General features: G+C 38.1%; 18 protein-coding genes. 9 read left to right on the plus strand and 9 right to left on the minus strand.

All coding sequences use genetic code 11. From position 1 onward, the window contains the following. Nucleotides 1-18: 18 nt before the first annotated feature. From PSF86_RS08545 to PSF86_RS08555, 3 genes are read left to right on the plus strand one after another with little or no spacing between them, the layout of a single operon-like run. On the plus strand, nucleotides 19-813 hold the full coding sequence (locus tag PSF86_RS08545) for an undecaprenyl-diphosphate phosphatase (RefSeq protein ID WP_277899657.1): 795 nt from the start codon (nucleotides 19-21) through the stop codon (nucleotides 811-813). 9 nt (nucleotides 814-822) lie between these two features. Beyond that, a complete protein-coding gene (gene truB / locus PSF86_RS08550) occupies nucleotides 823-1,518 on the plus strand; it encodes a tRNA pseudouridine(55) synthase TruB (RefSeq protein ID WP_277899658.1) in 696 nt (231 codons plus the stop codon). A 43-nt stretch (nucleotides 1,519-1,561) separates the two neighbouring features. Continuing rightward, complete coding sequence (locus PSF86_RS08555; RefSeq protein ID WP_277899659.1) at nucleotides 1,562-2,347, plus strand: hypothetical protein; 786 nt, start codon at nucleotides 1,562-1,564, stop codon at nucleotides 2,345-2,347. On the opposite strand, the gene PSF86_RS08560 is transcribed toward PSF86_RS08555, so the two are convergent. After that, nucleotides 2,330-2,941 carry a thioredoxin family protein gene (locus PSF86_RS08560; RefSeq protein ID WP_277899660.1) on the minus strand — a complete coding sequence of 204 codons (612 nt, stop codon included), beginning with the start codon at nucleotides 2,939-2,941 and terminating at the stop codon, nucleotides 2,330-2,332. The genes PSF86_RS08555 and PSF86_RS08560 overlap by 18 nt on opposite strands. 82 nt (nucleotides 2,942-3,023) lie before the next feature. Here PSF86_RS08560 and PSF86_RS08565 point away from each other — a divergent pair, with 82 nt between their 5' ends. After that, nucleotides 3,024-3,593: a DNA-3-methyladenine glycosylase I gene (locus PSF86_RS08565; protein ID WP_277899661.1), complete on the plus strand. Its 570-nt coding sequence runs from the start codon at nucleotides 3,024-3,026 to the stop codon at nucleotides 3,591-3,593. Here PSF86_RS08565 and aat read toward each other — a convergent pair. The 3 genes from aat to PSF86_RS08580 all read right to left on the minus strand — a co-directional run bounded on the left by aat (nucleotide 3,577) and on the right by PSF86_RS08580 (nucleotide 5,793). Continuing rightward, nucleotides 3,577-4,227 carry a leucyl/phenylalanyl-tRNA--protein transferase gene (gene aat, locus PSF86_RS08570; RefSeq protein ID WP_277899662.1) on the minus strand — a complete coding sequence of 217 codons (651 nt, stop codon included), beginning with the start codon at nucleotides 4,225-4,227 and terminating at the stop codon, nucleotides 3,577-3,579. The genes PSF86_RS08565 and aat overlap by 17 nt on opposite strands. A 285-nt stretch (nucleotides 4,228-4,512) precedes the next feature. Continuing rightward, nucleotides 4,513-4,893 (minus strand): DUF3127 domain-containing protein, encoded by a 381-nt coding sequence (locus PSF86_RS08575; protein ID WP_277899663.1) that lies wholly within the window; start codon nucleotides 4,891-4,893, stop codon nucleotides 4,513-4,515. A gap of 27 nt (nucleotides 4,894-4,920) precedes the next feature. Continuing rightward, nucleotides 4,921-5,793, minus strand: coding sequence for a flavin reductase family protein (locus PSF86_RS08580; protein WP_277899664.1), 873 nt, complete (start codon nucleotides 5,791-5,793; stop codon nucleotides 4,921-4,923). A gap of 186 nt (nucleotides 5,794-5,979) precedes the next feature. Between PSF86_RS08580 and PSF86_RS08585 the strand changes: the two genes are divergently transcribed. Both PSF86_RS08585 and PSF86_RS08590 read left to right on the plus strand, forming a co-directional pair. Further along, nucleotides 5,980-7,122 (plus strand): sensor histidine kinase, encoded by a 1,143-nt coding sequence (locus tag PSF86_RS08585; RefSeq protein WP_277899665.1) that lies wholly within the window; start codon nucleotides 5,980-5,982, stop codon nucleotides 7,120-7,122. Between the two features lie 22 nt (nucleotides 7,123-7,144). Then, nucleotides 7,145-7,501 (plus strand): hypothetical protein, encoded by a 357-nt coding sequence (locus tag PSF86_RS08590; RefSeq protein WP_277899666.1) that lies wholly within the window; start codon nucleotides 7,145-7,147, stop codon nucleotides 7,499-7,501. Here the strand turns inward: PSF86_RS08590 and PSF86_RS08595 are convergent. Continuing rightward, nucleotides 7,498-7,887 (minus strand): HIT family protein, encoded by a 390-nt coding sequence (locus PSF86_RS08595; protein WP_277899667.1) that lies wholly within the window; start codon nucleotides 7,885-7,887, stop codon nucleotides 7,498-7,500. The genes PSF86_RS08590 and PSF86_RS08595 overlap by 4 nt on opposite strands. Nucleotides 7,888-7,978: 91 nt before the next feature. After that, complete coding sequence (gene trxA / locus PSF86_RS08600; protein ID WP_277899668.1) at nucleotides 7,979-8,296, minus strand: thioredoxin; 318 nt, start codon at nucleotides 8,294-8,296, stop codon at nucleotides 7,979-7,981. Between the two features lie 254 nt (nucleotides 8,297-8,550). On the opposite strand from trxA, the gene PSF86_RS08605 reads away from it, so the two are divergent. Together PSF86_RS08605 and PSF86_RS08610 are read left to right on the plus strand one after the other, a co-directional pair. Then, nucleotides 8,551-8,973, plus strand: a complete 423-nt coding sequence (locus PSF86_RS08605) for a 3D domain-containing protein (protein ID WP_277899669.1) — start codon at nucleotides 8,551-8,553, stop codon at nucleotides 8,971-8,973. A gap of 117 nt (nucleotides 8,974-9,090) precedes the next feature. Further along, on the plus strand, nucleotides 9,091-10,992 hold the full coding sequence (locus PSF86_RS08610; protein ID WP_277899670.1) for a redoxin domain-containing protein: 1,902 nt from the start codon (nucleotides 9,091-9,093) through the stop codon (nucleotides 10,990-10,992). Nucleotides 10,993-11,011: 19 nt separating this feature from the next. Here the strand turns inward: PSF86_RS08610 and dnaE are convergent, their stop codons facing one another. Both dnaE and PSF86_RS08620 read right to left on the minus strand, forming a co-directional pair. Next, complete coding sequence (gene dnaE, locus PSF86_RS08615) at nucleotides 11,012-15,394, minus strand: DNA polymerase III subunit alpha (protein WP_277899671.1); 4,383 nt, start codon at nucleotides 15,392-15,394, stop codon at nucleotides 11,012-11,014. 175 nt (nucleotides 15,395-15,569) lie between these two features. Then, nucleotides 15,570-16,019 (minus strand): ferritin-like domain-containing protein, encoded by a 450-nt coding sequence (locus PSF86_RS08620; protein WP_277899672.1) that lies wholly within the window; start codon nucleotides 16,017-16,019, stop codon nucleotides 15,570-15,572. Between the two features lie 274 nt (nucleotides 16,020-16,293). Here PSF86_RS08620 and PSF86_RS08625 point away from each other — a divergent pair, with 274 nt between their 5' ends. After that, nucleotides 16,294-16,725 (plus strand): tellurite resistance TerB family protein, encoded by a 432-nt coding sequence (locus PSF86_RS08625; RefSeq protein ID WP_277899673.1) that lies wholly within the window; start codon nucleotides 16,294-16,296, stop codon nucleotides 16,723-16,725. Between the two features lie 48 nt (nucleotides 16,726-16,773). Here PSF86_RS08625 and fbp read toward each other — a convergent pair whose 3' ends face one another. Beyond that, the gene (fbp, locus tag PSF86_RS08630; protein ID WP_277899674.1) at nucleotides 16,774-17,781 is read right to left on the minus strand and encodes a class 1 fructose-bisphosphatase; all 1,008 of its coding nucleotides are present in this window, start codon (nucleotides 17,779-17,781) and stop codon (nucleotides 16,774-16,776) included. Nucleotides 17,782-17,872 lie beyond the last annotated feature (91 nt).

The raw sequence follows: 17,872 nt of genomic DNA on the forward strand, positions 1-17,872 counted from the left end.
CTAACTCCATAACAAAAAATGGAAGTAATAGATGCCATCATCCTTGGAATTATTCAAGGACTTACCGAATTTTTACCAGTTTCTTCCAGTGGGCACTTAGAATTGGGGAAAGCCATCCTTGGCGACCATTCCATCCCACAGGAAAGTCTGCTTTTTACCGTGGTTTTGCATTTTGCCACCGCATTGAGCACAATGGTAGTTTTCAGAAAAGATATTCTAGAAATCTTAAAAGGTGTATTTCAATTTAAATGGAATGACGAGCTAATATTTTCATTAAAAATAATTATATCCATGATTCCGGCAGCACTTATCGGGTTTTTCTTTGAAAAACAACTGGAGCTCCTATTTAATGGCAATATCCTTCTGGTTGGGTTTATGCTTATAGTTACTGCCCTTCTTTTGTATTTGGCCGATAAGGCAAAACATACCGGAAAGCCGGTAAGTTTTTCAAATGCATTTGTAATTGGCGTATCTCAGGCCATAGCAATGCTTCCCGGCATATCGCGATCGGGAGCCACTATTTCTACGTCTGTTTTACTGGGAAATGATAAATCCAAAGCAGCGCGTTTCTCTTTTTTAATGGTAGTCCCCCTTATTTTCGGAAAAATTGCCAAAGATATCCTTGGAGGAGAACTTTCAATGGAAAGCCATAATACAGGCACTTTGGCCATCGGGTTCATGGCTGCTTTTATTTCGGGCATACTGGCATGTACCTGGATGATAAAACTGGTTAAAAACAGTAAATTGGCCTATTTTGCCATTTATTGCTTTATTGTTGGGCTTATTGCCATTGCATTAGGTTATATTTATTAAAATTTCTTTATGGTTTATACTGAAGAAAGCATAAAAAACGGACACGTATTATTAATAGACAAGCCTTTAACCTGGTCTTCGTTCCAAGCGGTCAATAAAATAAAATGGGCCATTAAAAAAAAATTTAACCTAAAAAAAATAAAAGTGGGGCATGCCGGAACTTTGGATCCATTGGCTACCGGACTGCTCATTATCTGCACGGGAAAATTCACAAAAAAAATACCTGAACTACAAGGGCAGATTAAAGAATATACGGGAACCATTACCTTGGGCGCCACAAGACCATCGTACGACATGGAAACCGATATAGACAACACCTTCCCAACAGCACATCTCTCCAAGGAACAAATAAAAAAGGCCACCCAAGATTTTATAGGTGAAATAGACCAGCTCCCTCCGGTTTTTTCAGCATTAAAAAAAGATGGAAAAAGGCTTTACGAATTTGCCCGGGAAGGAAAGGAAGTAGAAATAGAGCCCCGAAAAGTAACCATTTCGGCATTTGAAATAACTCGGATAGACATGCCCGACATCCACTTTAAAGTAACTTGCAGCAAAGGAACCTATATCCGGTCGCTGGCTCATGATTTTGGAAAACACTTAAATTCGGGCGCCTATTTATCTGCCTTGCGAAGAACCAAAATTGGCAATTTCAACGTAAATAATGCTATAAGCCCGGATGCATTTGTAACAACACTGCAATCTTAAAAAGAATATTTTTTATCTTTAGCATCCAAGTCGTTTACAAATTATGAACTTAAAAGAAATAATAACAAAGCTTAATAACGCTAATGATACCATTATTAGCAAAATCAACGAGCTTAACAACAGGCAACTTTCCCTTATTATTACCTGTTGCACCATGGGTATTTTTCTTTTATTTTTATTGAACATACACCTTGCGGGTCAACAAAAAGAAGAATTCTTATACGAATTGAGTTTTGAAGAAGAATTGCCAAAGGATGTAATCCCGATGGAAGAAGAAATGAAGCTTACCGAGCTCGAAACGCATAAAGCATATAATGAAGCCGAAAAAAGTCAGTATGCCGACGAAGTAGACAACTTTAAAACCCTAGAAGAACTGGAACAAGAGGCCCAGGAAGCTACCAGTGAAAACCCCAATAATTCCTTGGAAGCCAACAACGATTTATCTTTAAACGATGGTTATGCCAGTGAATATGCCAAAAAACTTAAAGAACAACGCGAAAAAATAGAAGCGCTTAAAAGAAAGGGAGATGCCCCTAAAATAAATATAAAAAGGCGTACCACCATTACCTATTCCTTAATAGACCGGATGCATGTTAAACTTCCAAACCCCGTTTATACATGCGAAAGTTTTGGCAAAGTAGTTATAAACATAAAAGTAGATGGTTATGGCAACGTAACAGACGCCTCATACAACAAGGGCAGCTCCACTACATCCAACGGGTGCTTAATAGACAATGCCATTACGTATGCCCTAAAAGCCCGGTTTACTGCCAAAAATGGCACCCCAGAACAGTTGGGAACCATTACTTATTTATTTCAGGGAGAGTAATTTTAACATATCTTCAACGGTATTTCTTCCTTTGTCTTTATTGTACCATACTTGTAGTTCTTGCTTAAATCCGGGTGTTAATTTACCGTGTTCTGCCTTAAAATTTTTTACTATTCCAGTAGCAATTGTTGGTCTTGGCCCCCAACAATCCAACACTTCAGAGACTTGCTCGTCGACCATGATGAGTTTCGGGATGGAACGGCTTCCCCTTGTCAAGAAATTGTCCATTAACTCTTTGTTTTCATCCCTTAAAACAATTTTCAAGGTAATAAACGGCGATGCTTCCGCTATTTTATTTATAATGGGCAATGTTTGTGCAGCATCACCACACCAGCTTTCGGTAATTACCAACCAAGTAAGCTTTTTAGCTGTTTTGCTTATTGCCGATAATTCTTCAGCCGATAACTTGGCAGTTTTATCCAGGCGCTTCATACGTTTTGCGTTCAATAAAGTATAGTGGCTCAATGCCTCGCTCTGCTCGTCTCCCGTAGACTTTTCTGCTTCGGCCAACGTATCTGTTAGCTTCCGGTAGGCTTTATATGTATAAGACTTTGAGATTGCATTTTTTATTAATTTCCTTACTGCTTCTTCCATAAAAATTATTTAAAAACTTTTGCTTTGCATAGATTTTATATCTTAGACAGGAAATTAGTATAAACTTACATTTTTGTTATCTATGAAAAGATGCGGCTGGTGCGAAGGCGACCCACTTTATGAGGCATACCATGACGAGGAATGGGGTGTTCCCGTTTATGACGATGACACTATTTTTGAATTCTTGATTCTCGAAACATTTCAGGCCGGCTTGAGCTGGATTACCATTTTAAGGAAACGTGAAAACTTCAGGAAGGCCTTTGATAATTTTGACTATAAAAAAATAGCCAATTATGGCGAAGACAAATTCAACGAGCTTCTTTTAGATGAAGGAATTATAAGAAACAGGTTAAAAATAAGGGCCACTATTGCCAATGCGGGGCACTTTATGGAAATCCAAGAAGAATTTGGAAGTTTTAGCAATTATATTTGGGGATTTGTTGATGGAAAACCACTCCAGAATAAAGTTGATTATTATAAAGACGCGCCTGCAACCACCGAAATTTCAGATATGCTAAGCAAGGATCTTAAAAAACGTGGATTCAAATTTGTTGGTTCTACGGTAATTTATGCGCATATGCAGGCCACGGGAATGGTAAACGACCATGAAGTAAACTGTTTTAGGTACCAAGAAGTTAAAAGGCTGGCTTAGTTTTTTTTAAAATATCGATAAATTTTTTCCTTGGGATTTCCCGGGCACCCAAGGTATACAAATGGTTTGTATACAACTGGCAATCTAAGAGTTGGTAATTTTCGCGCTCCAGTTTTCTTGCTAAAAAAATAAAAGCTGTTTTGGAGGCATTGCTCATTTTAGAGAACATGCTCTCGCCACAAAATATATGGCCGAGATCCACACCATAAAGTCCGCCGACCAATTCATTATTGTGCCAAACCTCTATAGATTTTGCAATTCCCAAATTGTGCAATTTAGTATAAGCCTCGATCATTTCGGTATGTATCCATGTTCCGTTTTCGCCGGGCCGTTCTATTTTTGCACAATTCTCAATAACATCCTTAAAATTGGTATTGTAAGTGACTTTAAAAATTCCTTTGTTTAAAACATTTCGCATACTTTTAGAAATCTTCACTTTAGAGGGAGGTAAAACCATCCGTGGGTCTGGGCTCCACCATAACAACAGGGAGTTTTCATCGTACCAAGGAAAAATGCCTTCCCGGTAGGCTTCTTTCAACCTTTTTATGGACAAATCTCCGCCAACAGCTACGATTCCATCTTCAGAAGCACTTTCAACAGGAGGAAATCTCATGTCATTAGTAAGAAAAAACATCCTTTTTATTGATTTTGATTAACTTTTTTCTAAAAATTAGCATAAAAATAAAATTTAACTTGGTTTTATGTAATAATTATTACAATTTTGAACTTGCCTTTGCAACCAATTATTTTCATCATTGCTTTTTGAGTTTAATGCATTGGCAAACCTAAAACCACAACATTAAGTCCCGGCTGGTAAACCGGGGCTTTTTTATTGCCCAAGGTTTAAAAACTAAAAAAGGCCCCGAAAGGCCTTGGTTATTTATTGTTGTTTATCAAACTTGTTTAATTTTTCCCGTTTTTAAAAAGGCAGATCATCATGATCGTCCTCATTAAAATTGTTTGCCGGTTCAAAGGCATCTTCGGGTGGCATGGGCGGCATTTCTGGGGCACCTCCGTTTTCAACGGCCAAGTTCTCGATACGCCATCCTTGAATAGAGTTAAAATATTTTGTTTCCCCTTGTGGGTTTACCCATTCCCTTCCTCTTAAATTAATGCTCACTTTTACGGGCTGCCCTACTTGGTATGCGTTTAAAAGATCGCATTTATCCTGTATAAACTCAATCATTATATGCTGTGGATACTGCTCTTCCGTAGTAATTACCATTTCGCGTTTTCTAAAACCATTGTTCCCATAAGTTTTAGTTTCATCAATCAACTTAATTTTTCCTTGTATTTCCATGCTTCAAAATTATTAAAATATATCCAATTATTTTGCCAATAAAACTTTCCATGCAGAAAGTACATCATTTTGGACTATTAATTCTTGTGCTTTTTTATGTATTTGCTCCGTGTCGTCTGTACTTAATACTTCTCGTATTTTAATAGAACCCTCTATATAGGTGTTTATTTCTTCTTTTGTGGGTAATTTATCAACATTTCCCAAAATTCCAAGGTCGTTTCCAGTAAGTATTTTACTGTAACGGATGTGCGAAGGGATATTATCGACCCCAATTCCTATAGAAGACAATGGTTTTGGAACTTCAAACATTCCTAGATTGGCCCTACAGTACCAATTACTGCCCATACGGCTTACCAGGTCTATTTTATGTTGATCTATTTTCCCGTCGGTTCCCAGAACAGCTTCGTTTATATGCATTTTTAATACTTCGCATACAATTAAGTTTCCGGCACCGCCTTCATCTCCCAAGGCTATTACTTCATTTACTTTACATTCAAACTGTACGGGCGATTCTGCAACCCGAAAAGGCTTTACCGTATCTGATTTTAGCATGGTCAATCCAGACTTTTCAAATTCGTTTACCTCTTTAGGGTATTCGGTGCTGCTTAAAGATACCTGTTGGACAATTGCAAAATTTACAATATTTACTACAACTTCTTTGGTTTCCAATACATTTTCCAATGTGTGTTTTGTAGAGTTGTCCCTTACTCTCCTGTTTGCAGAAAAAATCATTACGGGCGGCTTAGAGCTGTACACGTTAAAAAAACTAAAAGGAGAAAGGTTTACGTTCCCATCTTTGTCCATCGTACTGGCAAAGGCAATTGGTCTGGGGGCCACGGCACTTAATAAAAAACCGTGGAGTTCGGCCGTTGAAACCGTTTTAGGATCTATTGATAACATAGTGTCATTTTAAACAAAAATAGCTTAAATAAAAGAGGTGCAAAAATGTTTTTATCTTTGGTTGAAAATAAGGCGGATTGTTTTTTGAATGAGAAAAAATTATTCTGTTTATAGAAAACAATAAAATTGAAGCATTTATTTTATATTTATGCAACCAACAAAAGCCATGAACCTTTTTCTTAAAAAATGAAAAAAACCACTCGTTGGATATTAATAGCGTCCTCTTTTATTATAGTTATTTCCATTTTGTGGAATACGTATGTTTTTTTTCAGAAATTCAAGGATGAAGAACGTACCAAAATGAAAATATGGGCCGAAGCCCTAGGGGAATTCCTTCAAACCACCGATCTGGACCGCGATCTTGGCAACCTTACCTTGGCCGTAATAAAAAACAACACCAGCACGCCCATGATATATGTTGGAGATGACGGGGAAATTACCTCCAATAATTTACCTGAAAAAAAAGTAAACGATTCTTTATATATCCAGCGTAAAATAAAAAAGTTCAAGGCCGAAAATGCCCCTATCGAAGTAACCTTTAGAAACGATAAATACGGCACCCTGTATTATGGAAACTCTGATGTGCTAAACAATTTAAAGTATTATCCCGTTGCATTAATCCTGATAATAGTTCTTTTTAGTGCGGTAGTTTATTTTTTTTATAAGACTTCCAAAATAGCCGACCAAAACAAACTTTGGGCAGGAATGGCCAAAGAAACGGCCCACCAGATTGGCACACCGCTTTCTTCGCTTTTGGGCTGGGCAGAACTGCTTAAGGCCGAAGATGTAAACCCGACAATTACCAATGAAATAGAAAAGGACATAGACCGTCTTTCTACCATAACGGAAAGGTTCTCCAAAATTGGCTCTATCCCCAAACTGGAATGCCTTGACATCGTTGAAGAAACAAAAAATACGTTTAACTACATACAAGCTAGGAGCTCTAAATGGGTAAATTTCAGTTTTAAGGCACCATCAGAAAAAATATATTGCTTGACAAATGACCAACTCTATAGCTGGACCATTGAAAACCTTATAAAAAATGCCATTGACGCCATGAAAGGAAAAGGAGATTTAACAATTGAAATCCTTTCAGATAAGAAAATAGCAAAGATTAACGTTATAGATACTGGAAAAGGAATACATAAAAATGATTATATCAAGATATTCGAACCCGGATATACCACTAAAATAAGAGGTTGGGGACTTGGATTATCATTGGTAAAAAGAATAATAGAAGATTATCACGATGGAAAAGTTAGGGTCTTACAATCTGCAATAGGAAAAGGAAGCATTATACAGATTGCCCTAAAAATAGAAGATTCGTAAATTAGTAAAAAATTTAGCCCCTGTGGAAACCGTACAAAAAGAAATTAAAGAAGCCGCATTGACCAACAATTGCCCCGAATGTTTTTCTAATGAAGGCCTAATACTCACTTTTTACCAAAAACACATAAAAAGTGCCTGGTTTAAAAAAGCAACCGGTGAGATTACCGACAAAATTGTATGCAACAATTGCCATACCACTATTTACCCTGTGCGCTGGACAGAAGATATTGAAAGAGTAAGGGAGTTTTACCTAAAAACGGTAGAAAATCCAAAAACCTATTTTAAGCTCACAAAGCTTACTATCTTTATATTGCTGGGAATTGTTATTGCAGCTATTGTTGTGTTTGTTTTAATACAAAAACAACTGCTACTAGTTTAAAATGCCGCCCTTATTTTTTTGGCAATACCGTCCAGTTCTTCAGGGGAAAGACTGACTTTATGCTGAAAGGTCATTTCCGACATCGAGTTTAAAGGGATTAAATGCACATGCACATGGGGAACTTCCAGGCCAACAACGGCTATTCCAATACGTTTGCAGTCTATTGCTTTTTCTAATGCCTTGGCTACTTTTCTAGAAAAAGCCATTAAGCCCAAATAAGCATCTTCATCTAGGTCGAATAGTTTGTCTGTTTCTTTCTTTGGGATACACAGCGTATGCCCTTCTGCATTAGGGTTAATATCCAAAAACGCATAAAAGTCGTCGTTTTCTGCAATTTTATAACTTGGAATTTCCCCGCTGACTATTTTGGTGAAAATAGATGCCATTCAGTACATTTTAATGTTACAATACCTCTAAATTAAAAAAGGTTCGGCCAATTGCCAAACCTTTTGTTCAATTGAAAAGTAAAATTATTTTTTACAATAAAGAATCTATTGCTTCAGAATAAGTATTCTTTGGTGCTACGCCCACTTGTCTTCCTACAACTTCTCCATTTTGGAAAACAAGTACGGTTGGTATGTTTCGCACGCCATATTTGGCGGCAAACTCTTGGTTTGCGTCCACGTCTACTTTACCAACAACTGCTTTTCCTTCGTATTCATCGCTTAGTTGCTCTATAATTGGCGCAACCATTCTACATGGCCCGCACCATGCTGCCCAAAAATCTACCAATACAGGTTTTTCGCTCTTTAAAACTACCTCATCAAAAGTAGCATCTGTTATTTCTAAAGCCATTTTATTTTATTTTTAATGTTTGTTCAACGTTATTTAATACTGCAAATTTAGTCAATTATTTTTCCATTCCTTACAGTAGCCGTATTTGTTTTGACTATCAATCCATTGGGTTTTCTGATAGTTTTATTGACATTCTATTTTTGATTTTTTGAAAAGTTGCCACCTTCAACTAAAACATTAAATATCGTTAAACACATCTATAAGTACAAAATGTACGTATAAATTATACAGAAATTTTTTATAGATTTAACTAGATGAAAAAATCTATTTGTTTTTTTATACTCTGTTGTACCTGCTTTTTTACTGAAGCACAGGAAATTGTTTTAACAGACGAAGAATTGTTTGATTGGAAACTTTTAAAGGTAAAAGCATCTGCATATAACTCCACCCATAAACAAACCGTTGGAAACCCATCTGTTGGCGCATGGGGAGATACTTTAAAGCCTGGGATGAAAGCAGTTGCCATATCCCGCGATTTACTCAAATTGGGCATATCGAGGGACACTCCCATAAAAATAGAAGGCTATGATGGAATTTATTTTGTAAAAGATAAAATGAATGCCCGTTACCGGATGAAAATCGATATTTATATGGGCACCAACATTCAAAAAGCTAGAAATTTTGGCAATCAGCGGCTATTGATATGGTATGGGGTGCCAAAGAAACTAGAAGATTGATACTACATATAGAAACAAATATCTTATAAAAACATCTACTTCTCGACAAAAAACCTCATAATTTTTTTCGCGTAGAAAAAAATTCATACTTTTAATGATACTAACAAAAGCTTAATCATGAAAACCATAATTTATATATTTTCCATCCTTTTGCTTGTTTCTTGTCAAAGTGAAGCGGGCAAAGAAAACAATCTTAAAATAGGAAAATTAACCCTCAATAACGAAAGACCAACACCCGGCGACAGCTTAAAAATTACATACTCCGAAACAGCCCCCGACAGCATTGATGCCTATTTTTATTATATGGTAGATATGCAAGCATATCCTGTAGACATTCATTTTAAAAGTGCTCCCGAGCTCATTGGCAATGTATATGTCCCAGACTCTGCCACTGCCATTGCCTTCAACTTTAAAAAAGGGGACACATACGATTTAAACAATAATAAAGGATATATAATTCCACTATACAACAACGAGGGGCATATACTACCGGGAAGCAGGGCTTCCATGGCGGCTTACGCCATATACAAAGGTTCTAATTTTGGTCTGGAAATCGATAAAGATTCCCTTGTAACCACTATTGAGAACGATATAGCGGCCTCTCCTGAAATTAAAGAAAAATGGAATACCTCTTATATAACCTTGACATACAACCAGAACCAGGCCAAAGGAAAAAAGCTTATTAATGAATACGTTAAATCTATCGTTGCCAAAGAAACACTTACCGAAGAAGACTATCAATCCATAGCAAGGATGTACGGGTTATCCCGTGACAAAAAGAAAACGGATTCAATAAAAATTATAGCAGCCGAAAAATTCCCCAACGGATATTTTGCAAAAGAAAGTTATATGGACAGCTTGTTTGCAACCAAAGATCTGGAAGAAAAAACAAAGGTTTACGAAGCATATGCAAAAAAATTCCCCAACGACAGTGGCTGGAGCAAGACATGGGCCTTACAAACCATGGCCCGTTTGAATTATAAAAATGGAAATACCGATAAATTTAAGGTATATGCAAGTCAAATAAAATCAAAAGCAGATAAAGCCGGCATGTACAATGATATTGCATGGGAAAATGTCGAAAAAGGAGAAAACCTTGATTTTTCTGCCGATATTTCTAAATCTTCCTTAGAGCTTGTACAATCATTAAGAGAAAATCCATCGAGTAAACCAAAGTTTTTATCTGTTTACCAATACAACGAAAGATTGGAAAGCACGTACCAAATGTACGCAGACACCTATGCCCTTATTTTATTTAAACAAGGGAACCTAGAAGAAGCCATAAAATACCAAAAAGAAGCTATTGGAGATGGAAATTCGGTAGATGTTAATAAAAGGTATATAGAATTCTTAATAGCCGACAAACAATATGCAACCGTTATCAATACAGCAGAAAACTTTATCAAAAAAGGGAAATCCAACCCAGAAATATTTGATTATTACAAAACGGCCTACAAAGAAGTAAATGGTGAGGAAGGACTTGAAAATAAAGTTGCTGAATTAAACGACATGTCGCATAAAATATTAGAAGAAAAAATTAAAAATGCACTCATAAACGAAGATGCTCCTCAATTTACATTAAAAGATATAGACAATAACAACATAGCCCTTTCTTCATTAAAGGGAAAAGTAGTCATACTTGATTTTTGGGCAACTTGGTGCGGCCCTTGCAAAGCCTCGTTTCCAGAAATGCAGGAGCTTGTAACAAAATATAAGAATAACGACAATGTGGTAGTTCTTTTTGTAAATACATTCGAGAATACCCCAAAACGCAAAGAAGACGTTGTAAAGTTTATTTCAAAAAACAAATATGACTTTCAAGTGTTGCTGGACAATCCAATAAAAAATTCCCGTGACTTTGAGGTGGCCAACCAATATGGAATTAGGGGAATTCCTACCAAAATAATCATTGGCCCGGATGGGAACATTCATTATCGTTCGGTAGGTTATGAAGGCGATGGCAAACTTATAGAAGAAATGGACATCTTGATTAATCTGTTAAAAGAAAAAAGCGTATAATTTTACTTTCTATATACATTTAATTCAATTTATAAATAACGTCTTGCTTTTTTAATTCGGCCAACAATTCATTTGAAATTTGCACCTTTTGCTTTCGGCTGGGCATGGTAAGCTTAATTTCGTTTTCCATTTCGTATACAACAAAGTTAAGGGTATGGTCTCCTTTATGCATGGAAATTACATCTTTTAAAGCATCAATACGTTCTTCCAAAACTTCTTCCAGTTTTAAGTGAATGGTCAATTTTCGGGCATATTTTTCCATTACGTCCTGCAACTGTTCCATAGAATTGAACTGCAACCTTGGCTCGCCCCTTTTCCCGGTCTCTCTGTTTACCCAACCTTCGCGTATGTAAGCTTTTATGTAGATAAATGAATTAATCATTAAAAAGTGACGGAATTTAAGGTATTCTTCCCCAAATATCCTAAACTCATAAGAATCGGTATAGTCTTCCACGGTAAAGGCAGCCCAGCCTTTACCATTTTTAGAGACCCGGTGCTGCACGTCCGATATAACTCCTGCAAAAGAAACCTCCCTGTTTACAATTTCTTCCAGATTGTTAAAAGCACCCACTGTTCCGTTACAGAATACTCCTATTTCGGTTTTAAAGTCATCCAAAGGATGGCCGGAGATATAAATCCCGACTACTTCTTTTTCCCTTTTTAATTTTTCCATGGTTCCCCAAGTATCGCAAGGCGGTATTTGCGGCTCAGGAATTTGTACTTCACTGGCTTCTCCAAAAAGGCTTACCTGCGAAGAATTTTGATTTTCTTGAAACTTGGCGCCATACTTAATGGCCTTTTCCAAGAAAGTAACGCCGTCGCCCTCATCGTGAAAATACTGCGCACGATGTGTATTTATAAACGAATCGAAGCCCCCGGCCAAAGCTAGGTTTTCAAAGGCTTTTTTATTTGCGGCCCTCAAATCTATACGCTTGGCCAAATCGAAAACCGACCGGTACTTGCCGTCTTTTCTAATATCCACAATAGTATTTACGGCACCCTTTCCAACTCCTTTTATGGCACCCATTCCAAAACGGATTGCACCATCTTGGTTTACGGTAAATTTGTAGTAAGATTCGTTTACATCGGGGCCCAGCACTTCTATTCCCATTCGTTTGCATTCTTCCAGGAAAAACGTAACCTGTTTAATGTCGTTCATGTTGTTGGATAGTACGGCCGCCATATATTCTGCGGGATAATTAGCCTTTAAGAATGCTGTTTGGTAACCAATCCAGGCATAACATGTGGAATGCGATTTATTAAATGCATAACTCGCAAAAGCCTCCCAGTCTTTCCAGACTTTTTCCAGAATATCGCGTGAATGGCCGTTTTTTTCGCCTCCGTCCAAGAATTTTGGCTTCAATTGTTCCAAAAGGGCAAAAATCTTTTTCCCCATTGCCTTACGCAGTACATCGGCTTCACCTTTTGTAAACCCGGCCAATTTTTGCGAAAGCAACATTACCTGCTCTTGGTACACCGTAATCCCGTATGTTTCCTTTAAATATTCTTCCATGGCTTCAAGATCGTACTTAATCTCTTCGTCTCCATGTTTCCTTCGGATGAAGCTCGGGATATATTCCAAGGGGCCGGGACGGTACAGTGCATTCATGGCAATAAGGTCGGCAAAAACGGTAGGTTTTAAATCCTTCATGTGCTTTTGCATCCCCGCAGATTCATATTGGAATATCCCCACCGTTTCCCCGCGCTGAAAAAGCTCGTATGTTTTTTCGTCGTCCAAAGGAAATTCATCCGGGTTCAAATCTATATCATGTTTGTATTTTACCAGTTTAACGGTATCCTTGATAAGCGTAAGTGTTTTTAATCCAAGAAAATCCATTTTTAACAAACCGGCACTTTCCACTACAGAGTTATCGAACTGGGTAACGTACAAATCGGAATCCTTGGCAATGGAAACTGGTACAAACTTGGTAATATCATCAGGGGTAATAATTACGCCACAGGCATGAATTCCCGTATTTCTAAGCGACCCTTCCAGCACCCTTGCCTGATTTACGGTAAGCGCTTCCAAATCGTCGCCTTCGGCAATGTTTTTTAGTTGATATACTTTTTCCAGTTCCTCCGAGCGCAAGGCTTCTTTCAGTTTGGCATCATCAAAACCAAAAATTTTTGCCAGCTTCATGTTTGGTATCAACTTGGCTATTCTATCGGCATCGTGCAATGGCAGGTCCAAAACCCTGGCCGTATCCCGAATGGAAGACTTGGCTGCCATGGTACCATATGTAATAATTTGAGCTACTTGATTGGCGCCATATTTATCGATTACATAATCCATTACACGGCTTCTCCCCTCATCATCAAAATCAATATCGATATCGGGCAACGATACACGGTCGGGATTAAGGAAACGCTCAAATAGCAAATCATATTCAATGGGATCCAGATTGGTAATCCCCAGACAATAGGCCACTGCCGAACCTGCTGCCGAACCCCTTCCAGGACCAACCGACACGTCCATTTCCCTTGCAGCCGCGATAAAGTCTTGTACAATAAGGAAATATCCGGGATAACCTGTATTTTCAATAACGCTCAACTCAAAGTCGAGGCGTTCTTTTATTTCTTCTGTAATTTCGGAGTAACGCCGTTTTGCCCCCTCATAAGTAAGATGCTTTAAATATTTATTTTCGCCCCTTTTACCATTGTCGTTTTTATCTTCTTCAACCAAAAATTCTGCTGGTATATTAAAGGCGGGCAACAATACGTCTCTTGCCAATTCGTAAGGTGTCACCTTATCAATAACTTCCTGTATGTTAAAAATGGCTTCGGGCAAATCTTTAAAGAGCGATTTCATGGTATCGCCATCTTTATAGTAATATTCCTGATTGGGCAAGCCGTACCTATAGCCACGACCACGGCCAATGGGTGTGTCTTTCTTTTCGCCATCTTTTACGCACAATAAAATATCATGCGCGTTTGCATCGTCTTTAGAGATATAGTAGGTGTTGTTTGTGGCAATAAGCTTAACATTGTGTTTATTGGCCAGTTGTACCAACTCGGTATTCACACGGTTTTCATCTTCTTGGTCATGGCGCATAATCTCGACATACAGATCGTCACCAAATTGTTCCTTCCACCATAAAAGGGCTTCTTCGGCCTGTATTTCACCTACATTCAGCAATTTGCTAGGAACCTCCCCATATAAATTCCCCGTAAGTACGATAATATCCTCTTTATATTTTTCAACTATATTTTTATCGATCCTTGGTACGTAATAAAATCCTTTTGTATAAGCAACCGATGACATCTTTGCCAAATTATGGTACCCATTTTTATTTTTTGCCAGCATTACCACTTGGTAGCCATTGTCCTTTACCGATTTATCCAAATGATTTTCGCATACATTCAAGGTACAACCCACAATTGGTTTAATTTCTTTTTCGGTAGGAGCTTCGCCTTTGGCAATTGCCGCCTCGTTTTTGGATTTTACGGCTTTGTTATGGTTGCCCACTTCTTTTACAAAATGAAAGGCACCCATCATGTTTGCCATGTCGGTAAGGGCCACTGCCGGCATTTTTGCCTTGGCCGTTGCCGCTACCAAATCTGCAATACTCGATGTGGCCTGTAGGATTGAAAATTGAGAATAGTTATGAAGGTGGGCAAACTCTACTTCTTCTAATTCTTTTATGTTTTGATAAAGCTCTTCTTTAGATATTTCTTCTGAAGGTTCTTCTTTTGCCAACTGTTTTCTGATCTCTTCCGAAGCCTTTTTTAAATTGATGTGCCTCAGCCCGATCAATTCTATTGGTTGTGGGTTGGCTTCAGAAAAATTTCTGAAATAGTCGGGGGAAGCATCCAGTTCTTCAGCAGTAAAAACCCCTTTCCTTATTAATTCCAGAAAACAACGCGTTGTCGCCTCCACATCGGCCGTGGCATTATGGGCTTCGGCAAAAGGCTCGTTAAACAGGTATTCGTGAAGCTCGGTTAGGGTGGGAAGTTTAAACTTTCCTCCACGACCTCCAGGTATGCGGCACATTTCGGCAGTTGTTTCGGTACAGGTGTCTAAAACGGGAAGATCGGTTAGATTGCTATTAATGCCGGCCCTGTATAACTCGGCCCCCATAATGTTTACGTCAAAGCCTACATTTTGGCCGACTATAAATTTGGATTTTGACAATGCTACATTAAATTTCCCTAATACTTCTTGAAGTTCAATACCTTCTTGTTGCGCCAATTCGGTAGAAATTCCATGTATTTTTTCTGCATCAAAAGGAACATTAAAGCCCTCGGGCTTTATTAAATAATCCTGATGTTCTATTACGTTCCCCATTGCATCGTGCAATTGCCAGGCAATCTGTACGGCGCGTGGCCAGTTGTCAACATCGCTTATGGGGGCATCCCAACGTTTCGGCAATCCGGTGGTTTCGGTATCAAAAATCAGGTACATAAAATGCTATCGCTTTAGAATTGAAATAGTTAGTCGTAAGCAGACTCAAACCTTAAAATTAAGCATAATTTAAAGGAGATAAAAGGAGAAGTTTTTACGAGTTATTAACTATTTGGCATAAAAAAACCACCCCTACAACAGGAGCGGCTTTTACACAACTATTTTTTTTAATTTATCAAGAAACTATGCTCTCATAGCGCTTGGCATTGTTTACAGAATTTTTAATGGCATTGCGCTGCCTTAACAACATGGCCTCGGTTGAGCGCGGAAAAGAAGTTTCCTTTAAAATTTTGTCGTAATCTTCCAAGCTGGCCTTCTCGCCACGTTGAACTTCTTCCAAAATAGCCTCTTCATCATTCATGGACAACGTAGACTTTATATCCATCCATGCACGGTGTGCATCCCCGGTGAAACTCCCCGATTTTTCGGGTTTCTGCCCAAAAGAAATAATTTCCCGCTTTAGCTCGTCAACATACACATCTCTCTCTGTAGCCTTGCTTTTAAAATAGGTCTTTAAATTGGTGCTTTCTACGTTTTCGCTCGCATTTAAAAATCCTTTTTTGGCATCAATATTTTTCTCGAGCAACTCATTCATTTTTTTGCCAACATCGTCTGTATAACTCATTTTACTATAATTTAAAGTTTATAATTGTTTTTCCTTAAGTTACTGATACGATGCTCCAACCACAAAAATCCATACATGTTTGTGCCTATTTTAACTTAAACTCTTAAAGGAATTGTAATATTAATCTTTCGTCTTATTTTTATTTTACAGGATAAGTAAACATTCATGGACGTATATTGACAGAAAAGACTTCAATTAGTGAAAAAATAGAAAATTTCCACAAAATAATTTAAGGGTTTATTTATCTTTGTGCCCACATTAAAAAATCATATTGATGTCAATTTCAGATTTATATTCTTCTGGTTTTAGAAACAGAAACCGTGATCATTTTGCGGCCATTGTTAGGGTTGCCCTTTCTGATGGTGAAATGACAGAAGAAGAAAAAGCATTTTTAGACCGTCTAGCAAGAAATTTAGATATTTCTCAAGAGCTTTACGACCAGATACTGGAAAACCCTTCGGCCTTTCCGGTAAACCCCCCTTCTTTATACGAAGCACGACTTGAAAGATTGTTCGACATAGCACGGATGATCTTTGTCGACCATATTGAAGACGAAGACGAACTGCGCATTATGAGGCGCTTAAGCATTGGACTAGGGTTTAGTCCCGATAATGTAGACCTCATCAATAAAAAGGCAATGGACCTTATCCATACCGGCGCAGACCTTGACACTTTCATGGAAGAAATAAAACGCATGAACCACTAATAAAATAGTGACAAAACAGAAGACTGCCCGAACAAGGCAGTCTTTTTTTTATCCGAAGGTTTCCATGAATTCTTCTGCTTTTTCTACCATATTTTTACTTCCGCAGAAAAAGGGAACCCTTTGGTGCAGCTCGCTTGGCTTTATATCGAGGATCGCCTGAAAACCGTCGCTGGCTTTGCCGCCCGCCTGTTCGGCCAAAAAGGCCATGGGATTGCATTCGTACAGCAAACGCAATTTCCCGTTGGCCGCCTTGCTGCTTTTTGGGTATAGAAAGATTCCGCCCTTTATCATGTTCCTATGAAAATCGGACACCAAAGACCCTATGTAACGGGACGTATACGGCCTGTCCCCTTCTTCCATCTGGCAATATTTAATGTACTTTTTAACACCTTCCGGAAAATGCACATAATTCCCTTCGTTTACCGAATAAATAGTTCCGTCTTCCGGATACTGCATATCGGGATGCGACAAATAAAAAGTCCCGATTGCGGGGTTTAAGGTAAATCCGTTAACGCCATGCCCCGTTGTGTACACGAGCATTGTAGAAGTACCGTATATTATATACCCGGCAGCTACTTGTTTTCGGCCGGACTGTAAAAAATCATCCATGGTAACCGGGGTCCCGATTGGGGTAACACGCCGATAAATAGAAAAAATCGAACCCACAGAAACATTTACGTCTATATTGCTGGAACCGTCCAGTGGATCGAACAACACCACATATTTATTTTGGTGATTATTGTCCTGACTGTTAATTACCACAAAATCATTTTCTTCTTCAGATGCAATCCCGCATACAATTTCCCTATTGGTCAACGATTGAATAAACTTTGCATTAGCCAGCACATCCAGCTTTTGTTGATTCTCGCCTTGGGCATTAATATCGCCACTTTCACCTAAAATATCTATGAGACCCGCCTTGTTCACCTCATGGTTGACCACTTTTGCCGCTAAGCGGATGGCATTAATAAGCTTGGATAATTCTCCTGTAGAATATGGGAAAGCTTTCTGGTTTTCTATTATAAACTCTCCCAGGGTCTTGTTTTTCTTGGTCATGGTATTTTTTTGTGTTTTTTGAGTCACAAATATCGGCATTTTTGTGAAACTACAACGTTTTCGTTAAATTTCATTTTTAAATATTTATAAC

It is taken from the genome of Galbibacter pacificus, assembly GCF_029603165.1.
GTDB classification, from domain to species: Bacteria; Bacteroidota; Bacteroidia; order Flavobacteriales; family Flavobacteriaceae; genus Galbibacter; species Galbibacter pacificus.

What these genes read in the sequence shown, in the direction of transcription:
- PSF86_RS08565 (WP_277899661.1), top strand. Translation starts at nt 3,024, where the DNA reads ATGAAAAGATGCGGCTGGTGCGAAGGCGACCCACTTTATGAGGCATAC.
- aat (WP_277899662.1), bottom strand. Translation starts at nt 4,227, where the DNA reads ATGTTTTTTCTTACTAATGACATGAGATTTCCTCCTGTTGAAAGTGCT.
- truB (WP_277899658.1), top strand. Translation starts at nt 823, where the DNA reads ATGGTTTATACTGAAGAAAGCATAAAAAACGGACACGTATTATTAATA.
- PSF86_RS08620 (WP_277899672.1), bottom strand. Translation starts at nt 16,019, where the DNA reads ATGAGTTATACAGACGATGTTGGCAAAAAAATGAATGAGTTGCTCGAG.
- PSF86_RS08580 (WP_277899664.1), bottom strand. Translation starts at nt 5,793, where the DNA reads ATGTTATCAATAGATCCTAAAACGGTTTCAACGGCCGAACTCCACGGT.
- PSF86_RS08575 (WP_277899663.1), bottom strand. Translation starts at nt 4,893, where the DNA reads ATGGAAATACAAGGAAAAATTAAGTTGATTGATGAAACTAAAACTTAT.
- PSF86_RS08560 (WP_277899660.1), bottom strand. Translation starts at nt 2,941, where the DNA reads ATGGAAGAAGCAGTAAGGAAATTAATAAAAAATGCAATCTCAAAGTCT.
- dnaE (WP_277899671.1), bottom strand. Translation starts at nt 15,394, where the DNA reads ATGTACCTGATTTTTGATACCGAAACCACCGGATTGCCGAAACGTTGG.
- PSF86_RS08610 (WP_277899670.1), top strand. Translation starts at nt 9,091, where the DNA reads ATGAAAACCATAATTTATATATTTTCCATCCTTTTGCTTGTTTCTTGT.
- fbp (WP_277899674.1), bottom strand. Translation starts at nt 17,781, where the DNA reads ATGACCAAGAAAAACAAGACCCTGGGAGAGTTTATAATAGAAAACCAG.
- PSF86_RS08625 (WP_277899673.1), top strand. Translation starts at nt 16,294, where the DNA reads ATGTCAATTTCAGATTTATATTCTTCTGGTTTTAGAAACAGAAACCGT.
- PSF86_RS08595 (WP_277899667.1), bottom strand. Translation starts at nt 7,887, where the DNA reads ATGGCATCTATTTTCACCAAAATAGTCAGCGGGGAAATTCCAAGTTAT.
- trxA (WP_277899668.1), bottom strand. Translation starts at nt 8,296, where the DNA reads ATGGCTTTAGAAATAACAGATGCTACTTTTGATGAGGTAGTTTTAAAG.
- PSF86_RS08545 (WP_277899657.1), top strand. Translation starts at nt 19, where the DNA reads ATGGAAGTAATAGATGCCATCATCCTTGGAATTATTCAAGGACTTACC.
- PSF86_RS08585 (WP_277899665.1), top strand. Translation starts at nt 5,980, where the DNA reads ATGAAAAAAACCACTCGTTGGATATTAATAGCGTCCTCTTTTATTATA.
- PSF86_RS08605 (WP_277899669.1), top strand. Translation starts at nt 8,551, where the DNA reads ATGAAAAAATCTATTTGTTTTTTTATACTCTGTTGTACCTGCTTTTTT.
- PSF86_RS08555 (WP_277899659.1), top strand. Translation starts at nt 1,562, where the DNA reads ATGAACTTAAAAGAAATAATAACAAAGCTTAATAACGCTAATGATACC.